At 37.7% G+C, this 17,359-nt stretch carries 14 protein-coding genes and 1 tRNA gene; 1 reads left to right on the top strand and 14 read right to left on the bottom strand.

Annotation, left to right across the window (positions count from 1 at the left end):
- Nucleotides 1-4 precede the first annotated feature (4 nt).
- Complete coding sequence (locus ABN763_RS15805; RefSeq protein WP_410486468.1) at nucleotides 5-1,813, top strand: CocE/NonD family hydrolase; 1,809 nt, start codon at nucleotides 5-7, stop codon at nucleotides 1,811-1,813.
- Nucleotides 1,814-2,197: 384 nt separating this feature from the next.
- On the opposite strand, the gene ABN763_RS15810 is transcribed toward ABN763_RS15805, so the two are convergent.
- The 14 genes from ABN763_RS15810 to ABN763_RS15875 all read right to left on the bottom strand — a co-directional run bounded on the left by ABN763_RS15810 (nucleotide 2,198) and on the right by ABN763_RS15875 (nucleotide 17,358).
- Nucleotides 2,198-2,271: transfer RNA gene (locus ABN763_RS15810), tRNA-Arg, on the bottom strand.
- Nucleotides 2,272-2,332: 61 nt separating this feature from the next.
- Nucleotides 2,333-2,782: a GatB/YqeY domain-containing protein gene (locus ABN763_RS15815; protein WP_410486469.1), complete on the bottom strand. Its 450-nt coding sequence runs from the start codon at nucleotides 2,780-2,782 to the stop codon at nucleotides 2,333-2,335.
- A gap of 183 nt (nucleotides 2,783-2,965) precedes the next feature.
- On the bottom strand, nucleotides 2,966-4,960 hold the full coding sequence (ftsZ, locus tag ABN763_RS15820; RefSeq protein ID WP_410486470.1) for a cell division protein FtsZ: 1,995 nt from the start codon (nucleotides 4,958-4,960) through the stop codon (nucleotides 2,966-2,968).
- A 63-nt stretch (nucleotides 4,961-5,023) separates the two neighbouring features.
- Nucleotides 5,024-5,152, bottom strand: coding sequence for a hypothetical protein (locus ABN763_RS15825; RefSeq protein WP_410486471.1), 129 nt, complete (start codon nucleotides 5,150-5,152; stop codon nucleotides 5,024-5,026).
- A 92-nt stretch (nucleotides 5,153-5,244) separates the two neighbouring features.
- On the bottom strand, nucleotides 5,245-6,582 hold the full coding sequence (gene ftsA / locus ABN763_RS15830) for a cell division protein FtsA (protein ID WP_410486472.1): 1,338 nt from the start codon (nucleotides 6,580-6,582) through the stop codon (nucleotides 5,245-5,247).
- A 3-nt stretch (nucleotides 6,583-6,585) separates the two neighbouring features.
- A complete protein-coding gene (locus ABN763_RS15835) occupies nucleotides 6,586-7,308 on the bottom strand; it encodes a cell division protein FtsQ/DivIB (RefSeq protein ID WP_410486473.1) in 723 nt (240 codons plus the stop codon).
- Entirely contained in the window at nucleotides 7,289-8,674 is a 1,386-nt protein-coding gene (gene murC / locus ABN763_RS15840) for a UDP-N-acetylmuramate--L-alanine ligase (protein WP_410486474.1), read from the bottom strand. Before murC ends, ABN763_RS15835 begins: the two co-directional genes overlap by 20 nt.
- The gene (gene murG, locus ABN763_RS15845; protein ID WP_410486475.1) at nucleotides 8,664-9,764 is read right to left on the bottom strand and encodes an undecaprenyldiphospho-muramoylpentapeptide beta-N-acetylglucosaminyltransferase; all 1,101 of its coding nucleotides are present in this window, start codon (nucleotides 9,762-9,764) and stop codon (nucleotides 8,664-8,666) included. The genes murC and murG overlap by 11 nt, the downstream gene beginning before the upstream one ends.
- A complete protein-coding gene (locus ABN763_RS15850; RefSeq protein ID WP_410486476.1) occupies nucleotides 9,751-10,956 on the bottom strand; it encodes an FtsW/RodA/SpoVE family cell cycle protein in 1,206 nt (401 codons plus the stop codon). The genes murG and ABN763_RS15850 overlap by 14 nt, the downstream gene beginning before the upstream one ends.
- 8 nt (nucleotides 10,957-10,964) lie before the next feature.
- A complete protein-coding gene (gene murD, locus ABN763_RS15855) occupies nucleotides 10,965-12,299 on the bottom strand; it encodes a UDP-N-acetylmuramoyl-L-alanine--D-glutamate ligase (protein ID WP_410486477.1) in 1,335 nt (444 codons plus the stop codon).
- A gap of 10 nt (nucleotides 12,300-12,309) precedes the next feature.
- Nucleotides 12,310-13,545, bottom strand: coding sequence for a phospho-N-acetylmuramoyl-pentapeptide-transferase (gene mraY, locus ABN763_RS15860; protein WP_410486478.1), 1,236 nt, complete (start codon nucleotides 13,543-13,545; stop codon nucleotides 12,310-12,312).
- A gap of 39 nt (nucleotides 13,546-13,584) precedes the next feature.
- Nucleotides 13,585-15,045 (bottom strand): UDP-N-acetylmuramoyl-L-alanyl-D-glutamate--2,6-diaminopimelate ligase, encoded by a 1,461-nt coding sequence (locus ABN763_RS15865; RefSeq protein WP_410486479.1) that lies wholly within the window; start codon nucleotides 15,043-15,045, stop codon nucleotides 13,585-13,587.
- The gene (locus ABN763_RS15870) at nucleotides 15,046-17,034 is read right to left on the bottom strand and encodes a penicillin-binding protein (RefSeq protein ID WP_410486480.1); all 1,989 of its coding nucleotides are present in this window, start codon (nucleotides 17,032-17,034) and stop codon (nucleotides 15,046-15,048) included. It lies immediately after the preceding gene.
- Between the two features lie 9 nt (nucleotides 17,035-17,043).
- On the bottom strand, nucleotides 17,044-17,358 hold the full coding sequence (locus tag ABN763_RS15875) for an FtsL-like putative cell division protein (protein ID WP_410486588.1): 315 nt from the start codon (nucleotides 17,356-17,358) through the stop codon (nucleotides 17,044-17,046).
- Nucleotide 17,359: the final 1 nt, after the last annotated feature.

Consider the following 17,359-nt stretch of genomic DNA (forward strand, 5'->3'; position numbering starts at 1 on the left):
CAAAATGAATATGTTAAAACCACATTTGTTGATAGTGGCAACAATGGCTATTGTCCTTCTTTCTTGTAACAAGACTACAAAGAGTGTTCAAGGAAAGTTGTTAATTCAGGATGAAAAAGAGTATTTCCTGCAAGATAGTATTGTAGTACAAACCGCAGACGGTGCTGAAGTAGCTCTTTTAATAGTAAGAAATAAGCAAGTAAAAACACCAGCACCTACCATTTTGCATCACACCATTTATACACGAGACAATGATTATGAAAGAGCTTTAAAAGCAGCAAGTCATGGATATGTTGGCGTAGTAAGTTATACAAGAGGTAAAGCCTGGAGCTCAAGTGAAATTGTTCCTTACGAATTTGAAGGAGGTGATATCAATACTGTAATAGAGTGGATTACGCAACAACACTGGAGCAATGGAGAAGTGGGTATGCAGGGAGGTAGCTATACCGGTTTCACACAATGGGCAGCTACTAAAAAATTACATCCAGCTTTAAAAACGATAATCCCGGCCGCATCATCATCACCGGGAATTGGAGAGCCTTCGGAAAATGGGGTGTATATGTCGTTTTTGTATTCTTGGTTTCCGTATGTTACAAACAATAAAAAACTCGATACGGAAAATTACAATGACCATGGGCGCTGGAATAAATTAAAACTGGAGTACTATCAAAATGGAATTGCATACAATAAGCTCGATAGCATTGATGGAGCGCCCAATCCTTTCTTCAAAAAGCAGCTGCAACATCCTACTTATGACAAGTACTGGCAATCTATGATGCCTTATAAAGAAGATTTCAAGAATATTGATATCCCTGTATTAACCACAACAGGATATTATGACGGTGGGCAAATAGGAGCGCTTCATTATTTAAAAGAACATTATAAATATTTCGAAAATCCAGAGCACTATTTAGTAATAGGGCCTTTTGGGCATTTAGGCTCGCAATACATCCCTGAAAAGACAATTAGCAACTATTCTATTGATTCAGTGGCACAAATTAGTATTACGGATTTGAGTTTCCAATGGTTTGATTATATCTTCAAAAGTAAACCAAAACCTGACTTGTTAAAGGACAAAATTAACTTTCAGGTTATGGGTGCCAACAAATGGAGACACGTACAAGAACTCTCTAAAATGAGTAGTGACACCTTACGTTTCTATCTCAATAATACATTGTCAAACGTACCATTTCGATCTAAATATGGGACTGGAAATAATGGCAATCCATTTCACTATGCGCTATCAAAAAATAGACCTTTACAAACCGGCTATATTGAACAAAGTGTCGATTTTAAGGATAGAACTCTTTCAGGTGAGAATAATTATTACAACCCGATTATTGTTAATGATTCTCTCCCCTTGAGCAATGGATTTTCTTTTATCACCAAGCCCTTTGATAACGATATGGAATTCAATGGCTCCTATTCTGGATCATTGAAACTAATGATTAACAAAAAAGACATGGATTGCTCAATAGTGCTATATGAGCAAACGCCAGAAGGAAAGTATTTTAAACTAACACAACAGTTTATTGGAAGGGCAAGTATGGCTAAAAACAGAGAAAAAAGACAGTTACTTTCACCAAATAAATTAGAGGAATTTCCTTTTAATAATGTAAGAGTAACAAGTAAAAAAATGAATAAGGGCAGTAGACTCGTTTTAGTGCTTAATGTAAACAAACATCCACATGAGCAAGTAAACTATGGTACAGGTAAAGATGTAAGCAAAGAAACAATTAAGGATGCCAATGAACCATTAATTGTCAAATGGTTCAATAATAGTTATGTAGATATCCCTGTATACAAAGAGTAAAAGGGCTTCCTATATTAAACAATTTTAAAATAGCATATAGATTAGTTTTGCATGTATTAGCTTCATTTGATGGCGCCTACAAAGCTTCACGTTGAGAATTGAAAAAATGAAACGCTATATCATAAAATTCAATAGGAGGAATACCTGTGCTAACACTTGATGATCCTTACAAAGTTCCGCTTTGAGAATAAAAACCCGGACTACCATATTCAAAAATCATATACAACTATTAAAGGTATTAAGGATTAACTGCGCTGCGCTTGTTGATCCTCGCAAAGCTCCGCTTTGAGAATCGAAAAAACAATCTCTTTGCTTTTCTTCAAAAAAGAAGCGAGCTTCATTTTTGAAACTCGCTTGACATTGAATCTTTTTTCGATTCATTCGTGACCCAGGGAGGATTCGAACCCCCAACCCTCAGAGCCGAAATCTGATATTCTATCCAGTTGAACTACTGGGCCTTTATTAGTCTTCAGTATACAGTTGCAGTAAACAGTAATATTACTGCGCAAAGCAAATTACCTACATTAACTTCTGTTTTACGATGGTGGATATGGTTTTTCCGTCAGCTTGTCCAGCTAACGCTTTTGATACAATACCCATAACCTTTCCCATATCTTTCATGCCACTTGCACCTATATCATCAATTGTTGCTACCACTACACTCTCAATCTCTTCTTCTGATAATTGTTCTGGTAAAAACTGCTCAATAATAACTGCTTGGTCAATCTCTGGCTGTGCTAAATCATCCCTGCCTTGTTCGGTAAAAATGGAGGCACTATCCTTACGTTGCTTCACCAGTTTTTGAAGCAACTTGATCTCATCTTCTTCAGATAGCATTTCTTTTGCCCCACTTTCCGTTTGCGCCAACAAAATAGCCGACTTTACAGCGCGAAGAGCAGCTAAAGCAGTCTGATCTTTCGCCTTCATCGCCTCCTTCATTTTGGTCATGATATCTTGTTGTAAACTCATTTCATTTAAAATTTAATGAGTGCGAAGATAGCACTTTGAATGAGAAAGTTCAAGAGAAAGAACTAGGATTTAAATCGATTAAGAAAGAGTCTTGAAACAAGGATAATTAAACATCACCCATTAAAAAACCCGGAACACTAATGTGGCTTGTTCCGGGTTTTACATCAATAAACTAACTACTAACTAATCTACATTGTCATGCAAGAACGAGTTGTTTGAACGCAATTGAATGTCATCATTATCATCGGTTCCCAAAGTTGTTCTTGATGGACTAGGATCTTCATCAGATGGAACTGTATCATCTAAATCGACCCCCATACGTTTATATGCCGGAATTTTCTCTATATCATCAATTTTTGATGCATTGGTCCGGAATTTATAATTGAAATCTTTCATCGTTTTTTTGCGCTCATTTGCGCGCTCCTTCATCAAATCAGAAATCGAACTGTTAAAAGGGTCCACCTCGTCAGTTACAGCTTCCTCTTCTATTTCTTGAGCTACCACTTTTTTCTGGATCGCTAATTCCTGATCTACTTCTTCTTCTGTAACCTCTGATGAGGATGCGTTATTTAAAGTAGACTCAACCTCCATATAATCTTCAAGGCTGTATCTTGTTTCATCTCCTACTTGAATGGGTTGTACCGTTACTTCTTCTGCATCTACAACATCCATATCTTTAACCTCTTCGGTTAAATCAAAACGAAGTACTTCTTCTTCCGCATCATTATTTTGCACAGTATCAGATAATGGTAAATCAAAAGTTAATGTAAACTGTTCTTCATCACCAATTACTGTTGGCTCGTTTACCTCAATCTCATTCACAACCGGTGTGATGATAAAATCATCTTCAGCAGTTTCTGTACTTTCAGGACTTTCCTCTAACGGCAATACCGCTTCTTCTTTTACTTCATTTGTATCTAAAACCTCATATACAACATTAATGTTCTTTATCAAATCAGTGGTAGGGATCAAATCCATTTTTGGCTTAACAGGCTCGGGCTCTTCATCTTCTTCCAACAAAACATGGCGTACAATTTTCTCCGGAGCATCTTTATCATTTGATACTTCTGCATTACCCGTTAACGGTTTAGGGTCAAAGGTTTTTTTCGGGCTTAAATCCTGAATTGCACGTTGCTCATCCCCAAGTGTATGAATGATCTTCTTAGACTCAGTATTGACAATTTCATCTTGTTGCTCTGCGTTAAAACCTGTTGCAATAATGGTAACCGAAATAGCATTATCTAACTCAACATCTTCACCGACACCCATAATGATATTGGCACTATGACCAGCTTCGTTTTGAATATGGTCGTTTATCTCACCAATTTCATCAATCGTAATTTCTTCCGTACCAGAAACAATTAATAGCAATACGTTTTTAGCGCCTTTAATTTTATTATCATTTAATAAAGGAGAATCCAAAGCCTTCATGATCGCTTCATTCGCCCGATTGGAACCAGAGGCACTAGCTGATCCCATAATGGCAGTACCACTATTAGAAAGAACTGTTTTGGCATCACGTAAATCAATATTTTGTGTGTAGTGATGAGTAATTACCTCAGCGATACCTCTAGATGCAGTTGCTAATACTTCGTCAGCCTTAGCAAACCCTGCTTTAAAGCCAAGGTTACCATAGACTTCTCTTAGCTTATTATTATTAATTACGATTAAAGAATCTACATGCTGGCGCAAATTCTCAACCCCTAATTGCGCTTGCTCATTACGCATTTTTCCTTCAAACTGAAACGGAATGGTGACAATACCAACAGTAAGGATATCCATTTCTTTTGCCATTTTCGCAATAATTGGCGCAGCACCTGTTCCGGTACCCCCACCCATACCAGCCGTGATAAAAATCATCTTGGTATTGGTACTTAGCATGGCTTTTATATCTTCATAGCTTTCTACAGCTGAACGCTCTCCTATTTCCGGATTTGCCCCTGCACCAAGACCCTCGGTTAGGGAAACGCCAAGTTGAATTTTATTTGGGATTGAGCTATTTTCTAATGCCTGCGCGTCAGTATTACAGATCACAAAATCGACCCCCTTAATACCAAGTTGAAACATATAGTTAATAGCATTGCTACCACCTCCGCCAACTCCAATCACTTTAATGACGTTAGACTGGTTCTTAGGGAGATCGAAATCGATGTTATTTTCGAATTCTGTAGTGCTCATATTGTTGCTTTACTGGTTCTTGTTGTTTTATATTAATCTTTTGTCACTTCGAATGATTCTATTTTAACCTTTAGGAACAATAGAATTATATCTAGAAGCTTTAGTCAGGACACCATTCTCATTCTTCAAATCACTCGACCTGAAATAAATCTCATTGGTCTGCGAACCTCCTGGCTCCTCGCTGCGAATCATCCACAGGATAATTTACGATCGCTATTGGCCCTCACACCTCCTGGCTCCTCGCTGCAAATCATCCACAGGATAATTTACGATCGCTCGGTCCCCTACTCCGCATTGTCTAAAAAGTCTTTCAACTTCTCAGACCATTTATCTAAAATTGATTTGCGTTCTTTTTTTAATCGTGTTGCCGGTGGCACTTCTTTTCCTTCTTCACCTTCGGAAACATCATCTGATATTACAGATGAACTATCAAATACTGTATCCTCTTCAAAAATCCTTGCCTTTTTCTCCAAAGCGTTCATTAATAATCCTACAGCTGTTGCATACATAGGACTAGCAGTATCCGTGTCAGAATCTCCAGCTAAATGCTCATTAGGATATCCAATTCGGGTATCCATTCCGGTAATATACTCAACCAATTGCTTCAAATGTTTTAATTGAGAACCCCCTCCGGTTAAAACAATACCCGCGATTAACTTCTTTTTCTGTTCTTCGTGACCATAATTTTTGATCTCTAAAAAAACCTGCTCAACGATTTCTACCACGCGAGCATGAATGATCTTCGAAAGATTCTTTAGGGTAATTTCTTTCGGTTCTCTACCTCTTAAACCCGGAATAGAAACGATTTCATTATCCTTATTTTCGCCCGGCCATGCAGATCCGAATTTTATCTTTAAAAGCTCCGCTTGTTTTTCAATAATCGAACATCCTTCCTTAATATCTTCTGTCACTACATTCCCTCCAAATGGAATTACCGCCGTGTGACGAATAATACCGTCTTTAAAAATGGCAAGGTCGGTTGTACCACCACCTATATCGATCAAAGCAACACCCGCTTCCTTTTCTTCTTGACTCAACACAGCATCTGCAGACGCCAATGGCTCTAATGTGATACCTCCTAATTCGAGTCCGGCACTTTTTATACATCGTCCAATATTTCTAATCGAAGACACTTGACCCACAACCACGTGAAAGTTGGCTTCTAACCTGCCTCCATACATCCCTATTGGCTCTGATATCTCCGCCTGACCATCAACCTTATACTCTTGTGGTAATACATGAATAATCTCTTCACCTGGAAGCATTACCAATTTGTAAACCTGATTAATAAGCTTCTCAATATCATCTTCACCAATAACCTCATCAGCATTTGGTCGGGTAATGTAATCGCTATGCTGTAGACTTCGTATATGCTGCCCTGCAATACCTACCACTGCTTCATCGATACTAAAGTCAGAAACACTTTCCGCCTCTTGAACTGCTTGTTGAATAGACTGTATAGTTTGTGTTATATTATTGACCACCCCTCGATGCACACCTAAACTTTTCGATTTGCCAATACCAAGTACTTCTACCTTGCCGTACTCATTTTTACGACCAATCATCGCCACAATTTTGGTGGTTCCAATATCTAATCCAACCGCAACGTTTGTTTTTTCCATGTACTACTTTTTGGTACAGACTACCTGATTACTAAATCTAAGATCTACTTTGTTATATGTAACCAGTGTACTATCTTCTGTTGCTTTTTTATAAAAAGCTTTTAAATTCTTGATTTTTCGCTCCAGTTGATCATCATCTCCAAAAACAACTCTTAAATCGTTTGTTCTAAATCGAAATTCGAATCCACTGAACTTATTTTTATGAATAGCAACTACTTCTTTCTTCAAAAAATCATCTTCTCTAACTTTCATTGCCACTTCGTGTAAAATAGAAATATCATCTTCAATGATTTCTCCACTTACTAAAGGCACTCTTGCCGAATGCTCTGATGACAAAGGCATTTTTTTACCTTCGGTGTCAATGTAATAAGATCCATTTTCTACCACTCGAGCAATTGGAATTTTTTGCTCTACTTTTGCCTTAAGTGTACCATTTACTGACACATAGACTTCGGCATTTTGGATCATTCCATTGGAGTTCAAAACTGCCTCCATTTTATCCAAAACTAATCGTTCTTTAAACATACTCGTAACCCCTTGTTCATTTTGTATCAACAATTTATTAACTGCTGTTTCTGATATAAAAAGATTGTCATTTTCTGCCGTAAACTCCACCTTCACATCGTTTATTTTTTGAGTTTCATGCCTAAACGAAGTAAAGACATAAAGACTCGAAATGACCATAATCATAAGGATTACCCGTATCTTAATCCACTTTAATTTCATTTAATAACGCTTCTTTTATTTTTGAAACTTCAACTCCTATATCACCAGCACCTAACGTAATTACAATACGCGCGCTACTGCTAACCACTTCATTTAACAACCAACTTTTTGGTATTAATTGTTTATGTTCATTATTTATTTTTGATAACAGCCAAGTTGACGTTATACCAGGAATTGGCTCCTCTCTTGCCGGGTAAATATCCAATAACAACAACTCATCAAAATTGGATAAACTTTTCGCAAAATCATCTGCAAAATCCCGTGTGCGACTAAATAAATGTGGTTGAAAAATTGCCAGCACCTTCTCTCCAGGATACATTTCTCTAACTGCCTGATGCACCGCATTAATTTCTGTAGGATGATGAGCATAATCATCGATATAAACTCTTTTTTGATGATTTATTTGATATGAGAATCTACGCTGTATCCCCTTAAAAGATTTTAATCCCTTTTTCAAAAACTCAACATCCACCCCATAACAATGTGCCATTGAAAATGCGACCAGGGCATTCATTAAATTATGTCGGCCAGGAAGTTGTAAGTTGATATTTGTAAAAGTGCCATTTGGTGTTTTAATATCAAAAACATAGGCTCCATCTTTAATCTGCACATTGACAACCTGATAATCTGATTCATCTTCCCACCCATATGAAAAGGTTTTCACATTTTCAGGCAATCCTGATTTCAATTGTAAACCTGTTCGTAAAAACAATACTCCTCCTCCTTCAATTTTATTAGCAAATTCTTGAAAAGAGTCTTTCAAGCTATCCGAATCACCATAAATATCAAGATGATCGGCATCCATCGATGTAATACATGCACTGTTAGGAAATAACCTTAAAAAAGACCGATCAAACTCATCAGCTTCAACCACCGATAGCTTGCTTCCCTTTAAAATTAAATTGGAATCATAATTTTCAGCAATACCACCCAAAAAAGCAGTCATCGGCAAGTTTGCCTCAGCAAGTAAATGCCCTAAAATAGTACTAGTAGTTGTTTTACCATGTGTACCGGCGACCGCCATACAGTAGGTATCCTTAGTAATAAAACCAAGCACTTCAGATCGCTTATATACGCTGAACTGGTTTTCTTGAAAATATGTTAACTCAGTGTGCAATTTAGGAACTGCTGGTGTGTATACCACCAAAGTATTTTCAATATTCAAAAAAGGTTCAGGAACTTGCTGAATACTATCTTCAAAATGAATAGCTATTCCTAAATCTACAAGGCGTTTTGTAATAACTGAAGGTGTTTTATCATAACCCCCTACATACTTACCTAGCATATTAAAATATCGCGCAAGAGCGCTCATACCGATACCACCGATCCCTATGAAATAAACGTTATGTATCTTATTAAGGTTCAATTTTCAACAACTTCTCTACTTCGTCCACAATATCACTGGTGGCATTTACTAATGCTAACTTTTTGATATTTACACTTAAATTTTCTTGTTTTTCTTTCGATGAAATCAACAGTTTAAATTCGTCTTCAAAAGTATTTTCCAATTCACTTTCCTTAATCAAAATGGCAGCATGTTCCTTTACAATTGCTTCCGCATTTTTTGTTTGATGATCTTCTGCCACATTAGGACTAGGAATAAAAATCACAGGCTTTCCTACTACACATAATTCTGAAACTGAACTCGCTCCCGATCTCGAAATGATAACATCAGCCGCTGCATAGGCTAAATCCATTCTATCTAAAAATGTATGAACCTGAACGTCTTCCTTTTCATTATGCCTACTGTATTCTTCGGTGTACAACTTTCCACATTGCCAAACAAGTTGCACATTGTTTGCTTGAAAAAAATCTAACATAGATTCAACAAATCGGTTAATCGCTCTTGCACCAAGACTGCCACCGAGCACTAGAATCGTTTTCTTACTTTCATCTAACTCAAAAAATGCACTAGCCTCAGCTCTTTTTTCATCAATACTGAGCAAATCTTGTCGTATCGGGTTACCGGTTTTTATTAATTTTTCTTTTGGAAAAAAGCGCTCTAAACCATCATAAGCCACACATATTTTTTGCACCTTTTTACTTAATAATTTATTCGTAATACCGGGATACGAATTTTGTTCTTGAATCAAACTAGGCACTTTTTTACGTACCGCCATCTGCAATAGAGGTCCGCTTGCGAAGCCGCCAGTTCCGATGGCCACATCAGGCTTGAATTTTCTTATAATACCCCTAGATTTCCATAAACTAGATAAGAGTTTTAAGGGAAACATCAAGTTTTTGAGCGTAAGTTTTCGCTGCAGACCTGCAATCCAAAGGCCTTCAATTTTATAACCCGCTTTTGGCACTTTTTCCATCTCCATGCGATCGCTGGCTCCTACAAATAAAAATTCAGCCGACGGGTGTCTAGACTTTAACTCATTCGCAATCGCTATTGCCGGATAAATATGCCCGCCTGTTCCACCCCCTGATATGACAATTTTATACTGCTTCACTTAATATTGCCAATGGGTTTTCTTCACCGTCTTCGTCATGCAACTCAAGCTCTTTAATTTGTTCACGTTTAGCACTTACGCTTAACACAATCCCTAACGCGAGGCAAGTCATCCAAATCGAACTACCTCCCGAACTAATTAACGGTAATGTTTGACCGGTAACTGGAAATAATTCGACCGCAACGGCCATATTAATTAATGCTTGAAATACTATAGGAAGACCCACGCCTATTACTAGTAATTTTCCAAAAATTGTTGGGGCTTTTAATGCTGCAATGACCAACCTAAACAGCAAAAGCATATACAAAAACATAATAGTAAATGCCCCCATTAAACCCCATTCTTCTACAATAATTGCAAAAATAAAGTCAGATATTGATTGTGGTAAAAAGTTCTTCTGTACACTTTTCCCAGGTCCTTTTCCTATAGGACCGCCAGTGGCAATTGCGATTTTCGCTTTCTCTATTTGATAGTCTGCCTCCGTATCTTCGCCGTCAACAAAGTTTTCTATTCTACTTATCCAGGTATCTACTCGATTTGGAAACAGATCGGGAAATGCTTTAGCAGTTAACAAAAAAAGACTGAGCGACAGGATGCCGGCACCTAAAATAATCCCTAGATATTTTATTGGATATCCTCCTAAAAAAGTCAACATTAATATCATTGCAAAAATGATTGCTGTTGTCGAAAAGTTAGCGGGAAGAATTAGCGCTAACACCACAAACACCGGCAACCATAAAGGCACCAAGGTTTCTTTAAATGTTACCACCTTGTCTTTTATTTTAGATAAATATCGGGCTACGTAAATCATCAGCACTACCGAAGCCAATGAGGATGTTTGAAAAGTCATACCAACAAAAGGAACCCGTATCCATCTACTTGCATTTGCACCGCCTACGGTATTGCCCTGAGCTAGTGTGTAAACTAAAAGCAAAATAATAACCGGTAGCATTAGAACTGATAAACCGGAAAAATAATGGTATGGTACCTTATGAATAGCATAAATTACGATGAAACCTAATAAAAGTAATATACCGTGCTTAACCAAGTGCCCCATTGTGGTCCCGTTGCCAACTACGTAAACCAGATTGGTACTTGCGCTATAAACTGGCATAAATGATATTACAGCAAGTAGCCCAACCACTGCCCAGATCACTTTGTCTCCTTTTATATTTTTAAAAATGCTATTCACTTTCCATCCTATAAGTTTCGAACCGCTTCTTTAAACTGATCACCGCGGTCTTCATAATTATCAAACAAATCAAAACTTGCACAAGCAGGAGAAAGTAGTACATTATCTCCTTTCTCGGCAAACTCATAGGCAGCGCGAACTGCTTCACGCATCGTTTGAGTCTCCACCATAATATCGACCACTCTCCCAAAGTTTTCTATAATCTTATCGTTATCAACACCAAGACAGATAATCGCTTTTACCTTTTCATGTACCAGCGGGAATAACGGGGTATAATCATTACCCTTATCAACCCCACCTATAATCCACACTGTAGGAGCAGTCATACTTTCCAAGGCATAAAAAGCAGCATTGACATTGGTTGCTTTTGAGTCGTTGATGTACGTTACATTTTGAATTTTCAACACCTTTTCCATACGATGCGGTACTGCTTGAAAATTAGAAAGACTCTCTCTAATAGTCTCCTTTCTAATTCTGGTAAGCTCTGCTACGGTAGCGGATGCCATCGCGTTTTTGATGTTGTGCTTTCCGTCTAATGAAATAATGTCTGTTGGCATTGTTATTTGTTGTTTGTTGATTGTTATAATTAAATTTTCATTTTCTATGTATGCTCCTTGATCGACTTTTTTTACGAGTGAAAAAGGAAGTAATTGAGATTTTACCGGGTGCTTCCGAAGCCAGTCTTCAATAATGGGGTCATCTGCATCGTAAATGAGATAATCCTCCTCAGTTTGATTCATAGTGATGCGAAACTTAGAGGCTACATAGTTCTCTAACTTATACTCATACCGATCTAAATGATCCGGGGTGATATTGGTTAAAACAGCGATATGTGGTTTAAAATCAACGATACCATCTAATTGAAAACTGCTGATTTCTAACACATAGTGATCATGGTTTTTTTCCGCTACCATTTTTGCAAAGCTGTCACCAATATTACCTGCCATTCCAACATTCAAACCTCCTGTATGTAGGATATGATGTGTTAACTTTGTGGTAGTAGTTTTACCATTACTTCCCGTAATACCCACAATCATTGCATCGGTATATTTTGATGCAAACTCAATCTCCGATATTACTGGGATTCTTTTCGCAACTAACTGTTGTACCAAAGGAACTTTATCCGGAATACCGGGACTTTTCATCACTACATCTGCCGCTAAAATTTTAGCTTCAGTGTGAGTTCCCTCCTCCCATAAAATCTCAAAATGTTCAAGAACGTCTTTATACTTTTTTGCTATTTGTCCTTTGTCAGAAACAAAAACATCATAGCCTTTTTGCTTTCCTAAAATGGCCGTCCCTACCCCACTTTCTCCGCCTCCTAAAACAACAAGCCTATTCATTTTTTAAGAGCTATCTTAGTTTCAATGTTACCACAGCCAGAATCGCTAACATGATCCCAATAATCCAGAAGCGGGCTACTATTTTACTTTCGTGGTAGCCTTTTTTCTGGTAATGGTGGTGTAGCGGCGACATCAAAAAAATGCGCCTTCCTTCTCCATATTTCCTTTTGGTATATTTAAACCAGCTCACTTGCATTATTACCGAAACATTCTCCGCTAAAAAGATTCCACATAAAATGGGAATCAACCATTCTTTTCTCACAACTATTGCGAGTACAGCAATTATCCCTCCTATTGTCAAACTTCCAGTATCACCCATAAATACCTGAGCCGGATAAGTGTTATACCATAAAAACCCGATTAGAGCTCCTGTAAATGCTGCTATATAAATTGTAATTTCACCTACATTAGGGATGTACATGATGTTGAGATAATCAGAGAAAATGATGTTACCTGAAACAAAAGCAAAAATGCCAAGTGTGAGTACGGATATTGCGGATGTTCCTGCTGCCAAACCATCAATACCGTCAGTAAGATTGGCTCCGTTTGACACAGCCGTAATGATAATAATGACTATTGGAATAAAAATGAGCCATGCATAATCTCTATATCCATCTCCTGCCCAAGAAATCAAATCAGCATAATCAAACTCATTATTTTTGGTGAAGGGGATGGTTGTTTTTGTAGATTTTTCATCAGACTGAAATTCGTTGCTTGCAGGGCCGTTAACGACGATCTCCTGTCCTTCTATTGGGCTTTTAATCTCTTCTCTAATAGTAATGTCAGGATGAAAAAACATCGTAGCCCCAACAAGAATTCCTAACCCTATTTGCCCAAGTACCTTAAAGCGCCCCTTAAGACCCTCTTTGTCTTTTTTAAATACCTTTATATAATCATCTACAAAACCTATAATACCCATCCATACAGTGGAAGCCAACAACATGATGATATAAATATTTTCAAGTTTGGCGAAGAGTAATACCGGGACCAATGTTGCCAAAATGATGATGACACCCCCCATGGTTGGAGTTCCAGCTTTTTCTTTTTGGCCTTGAAGTCCAAGATCACGAACGGTCTCACCAACCTGTTTTAATTGAAGGTAATTAATGATACGACGACCATAGATCATTGATATCAACAAAGAGAATAATACCGCCATTGCCGCACGAAACGTGATGAACTGAAAAAGTCCAGCTCCTGGGAACTGATATTGTTGCTCTAAGTATTCAAATAAGTAGTATAACATAGCCTCTCTCTGCTTCCTGCTTTCGCAGAAATGACAGATTTACTTTTTTAGTTTTTCTATTAATTCTTTGGCGATCTTTAAATCATCAAAATCAGTACGCTCTCCATTAATCTCCTGATAGGTTTCATGCCCCTTACCTGCAATAAGGATAATGTCATTAGCTCGCGCCAGCTGGATAGCAGTTTTAATCGCCTGCTTTCTATCGGTTATTGAAATGGTCTTTTTATAATTTTGTGGTTCTACACCTGACTCCATTTCAGAAATAATGGTATCGGGGTCTTCGCTTCTAGGGTTATCACTCGTGAAAATTGCCTTTGTACTAAGTGCAGAAGCGATATGCCCCATTTTAGGCCGCTTTGATTTATCACGATCCCCACCGCAACCAACAACCGTAATCAGTTCCTCATTTTTGGTGCGGATATCATTAATCGTTTGAAGCACATTCTGCAATGCATCAGGTGTGTGCGAATAATCAACTATCGTTGTAATTTTATCTTCAACGAAGTACTGAAAACGTCCAGATACGCTCTCTAACTCACTAATGATCTGTAAAATCTCAATAGGCTCTAAACCAAGCAGCTCTGCAGTAGCATAGATAGCAACCAAGTTGTAGGCATTAAAACTTCCTATGAGCCTTGACCACAACTCCTGATCATTTAACTTTAACAATAAACCACTAAATTGGTTCTCTAATACTTGCCCCTTATAATCAGCGTAGGTTTTAAGCGCATACGTGTATTTTTTTGCTACCGTATTTTGCAACATAAAAAGTCCGTTTTTATCATCGATATTCGATAAGGCAAATGCTGACTTGGGTAGCTCATCAAAAAAGACTTTTTTCACATCTCTATATTCAGAAAAGGTGTTGTGATAATCTAAATGATCATGTGATAAATTGGTGAAAATTCCACCTGTAAAAGTTAAACCAGCAGTCCTTTTTTGATGGATGCCGTGTGAACTTACTTCCATGAAACAGAACTCAACCCCTTCTTCATTCATCGCTTTCAAATACCGGTTGATAGTTAATGAATCAGGGGTGGTATGCGTTGCCTTATACACTTTATCATTGACTAAAATGTGAACCGTTGAAAGCAAACCAACCTTATATCCCGCTTTCTTGAAAAGCTGAAAAAGTAAGGATGCAATGGTCGTTTTACCGTTAGTTCCGGTAACACCAATTAGCTTTAAATTTTCTGAAGGAACTTCATAATAATTAGAAGCCATCAATGCCAACGCCTGATTGCAATCTTCGACCTTTACATAGGTGACGCCATTAACTAGGTTTTTTGGAAGCTCTTCACAAATTATCGCCAAAGCTCCTTGTGCAACTGCTTTTTCTATAAAATCATGCCCATCAACTTGAGTACCTCTAATAGCTACAAAAGCATCGTTTAAAGAAACATTTCTTGAGTCAAAACAAATATTATTTATAACAATAGTTGTGCTACCCACTATTGAGTTCAAAGAAACCTTATACAATATGTCCTTTAGTTGAAGCACCTAACTTTTTATTGTTACTTTTTTAATTCCTTTAATTTCAACCCCTGGCTTAATCGATTGTTCTTTAATCTTCCCAGTACCGCTAAAGCTTACTTGTAAGCCCATATTTTCAAGTAGTGCCACCGCATCCATTACCACCATACCTTTTACATTAGGCATTATCGCTTGATCGTTTTGTGCTTTTGTAAAATAGGTTTGGTAATCAGGGTCGGCTAACACATTTTCTACAACTAGATTCTCAACCTCATTAATAAAGGGAGTGTCCGTATAAATTTTCATGGCAATTTCCTTGAAAACAGGAGCAGCAACATCAGCACCATAATACCCTATTTCCTTATCCGGTTGATGAATTACTACAATACAAGAATACTTAGGATTATCAGCTGGAAAATAACCTGCAAATGAGGATATATATCTTCCGGACTCTATCCAATAATTATATTGACAGGTTCCTGTTTTGCCAGCCATCGAAAAATCTGGAGAATAGATGTTTTTTGCAGTACCGCGTCGCACTACATTTTTCATCATCTCTTTTGCTTTCAATGCAGTTTCTTTGCTACAAATTGAAGCATCTATTACTTCTGTCTTGTACGATTTGTACGATTTGTTCCAAGCACGAATCTCTTTAACAAATCGAGGCTTCACCATTTTTCCATCGTTGGCAATTGCATTATAAAACGTAAGTGTTTGTAAAGCTGTCATTGACACACCATAACCATGGGTCATCCATGGTAGCGAAGTACCGGACCAATATTTATCAGTAGGATGCGGGATACTTGGGTTTCCTTCACCAAGAATAGGTAACCCTAATTTATCATTAAGCCCCATATTATATAAACGATTCACAAAACGCTCTGGTTTTTGCTTGTACTTCTCATCTATAATTCGTGCGAATGCAACATTGGAAGACAACTCAAACGCTTGTGCCATAGACACTTTTCCGAAACCACCCCATTTAGAATCTCGTACCGTTCGGTCATAAAATTTATAACGACCATTCCCAGTATCAACAACATCACTGGTATCAATAACTCGATCTTCTAATGCTGCAATCATGGTCATTAACTTAAAGGTAGATCCTGGCTCATGAGACTCGCCAATTGCATAGTTCAAACGTTCATAATATCCGCCCTTTTTTGCCTTACCCAAATTGGATATGGCTTTCACCTCACCTGTTTCGGTTTCCATAACCACGACGGTACCATGATCTGCTTTGTAATGCTCAAGCTGTCTTAGTAATGATTGATGCGCTATGTCTTGCATATTCACATCTATGGTGGTCACTACATCATACCCGTCTTTTGGCTCAACTTCATTAGCATTATCAATTGGCTTCCATTGTCCTTTTGCTATTTTTTGCTTTAACTGATACCCTTCACTACCCCTCAAAAACTCTCTAAATGCCCCTTCAATACCAACCCTACTGTAATACCCCTCTTCATCTTTACGGTCATGCCCAATGGTTCTTGCCGCCATTTTCCCAATAGGATGTTCACGAATAGTACGCTGTTCAACGATCAGTCCGCCTTTATACGCACCTAATTTGAATAGCGGAAAACTTTTTATACGCATATAATCTGCATAGCCAAGCCCCCTTGTTATAAGCAGATACCTATTTTTAGTTTGTCTTGCTATGCGTAATTTTTTTAGATAAAAATCAGATGGTTCTCCTAACATTGTGGAGAGTGAATCTGCCAGCCCCTTAACGTGTTTGCTAAAGTTTTTTTGAGAAATAGTCATGACATCAATCCTGATATCATATTTGGGCATTGAGGTTGCCAAAAGACTACCATCAGCTGCATAGATATTACCTCGGTTAGCAGTAATTGTATCATTTTTGAAATTGCTAATTTGAGCAAGCTCTTTGTACTTACCCCCTTCTACTAGTTGAATGTTGACCAACTTCACGGCGACCGCAATAGCAAAGAGAAACATACACGTTGCTACAAAATACAATCGGTTTAATATGTTCTTTTCTTTAACTGCCAACTTATTTTGCTATTCTTTTTTGACCTTTATTTTCTTCGGTGGAGTCTTTGAAGGAAACACCTCTCGGTACACCATGTGTTTCGCTATTTGAGATTCCATTTTTAATACCATCAAGGTTTTATGCAAATCGATATACTCAGATCTCAGCTCCTTCACTTCAGCACTTAAGCGTGCTATTTCATGTACTTTTTTCTCAGCGCTATGTGAACTAGCAATCATTACTAATGCCAGAAGCGCTGCAAAAAGGATAAAACGCCAATTCTTAAAGGCATCCTCATTAATCAAGAACTTACCTTTGAGTATATCGTATATTCCTTTTTTAATC

Source organism: Spongiivirga sp. MCCC 1A20706 (genome assembly GCF_046524175.1).
Classification (GTDB): Bacteria; Bacteroidota; Bacteroidia; order Flavobacteriales; family Flavobacteriaceae; genus Spongiivirga.

Bases quoted from the DNA above. Each gene is read 5' to 3' on its own strand.
- ABN763_RS15805 (WP_410486468.1), top strand. From the start codon at position 5: ATGAATATGTTAAAACCACATTTGTTGATAGTGGCAACAATGGCTATT.
- ABN763_RS15815 (WP_410486469.1), bottom strand. From the start codon at position 2,782: ATGAGTTTACAACAAGATATCATGACCAAAATGAAGGAGGCGATGAAG.
- ftsZ (WP_410486470.1), bottom strand. From the start codon at position 4,960: ATGAGCACTACAGAATTCGAAAATAACATCGATTTCGATCTCCCTAAG.
- ABN763_RS15825 (WP_410486471.1), bottom strand. From the start codon at position 5,152: ATGATTCGCAGCGAGGAGCCAGGAGGTTCGCAGACCAATGAGATTTAT.
- ftsA (WP_410486472.1), bottom strand. From the start codon at position 6,582: ATGGAAAAAACAAACGTTGCGGTTGGATTAGATATTGGAACCACCAAA.
- ABN763_RS15835 (WP_410486473.1), bottom strand. From the start codon at position 7,308: ATGAAATTAAAGTGGATTAAGATACGGGTAATCCTTATGATTATGGTC.
- murD (WP_410486477.1), bottom strand. From the start codon at position 12,299: ATGAATAGGCTTGTTGTTTTAGGAGGCGGAGAAAGTGGGGTAGGGACG.
- mraY (WP_410486478.1), bottom strand. From the start codon at position 13,545: ATGTTATACTACTTATTTGAATACTTAGAGCAACAATATCAGTTCCCA.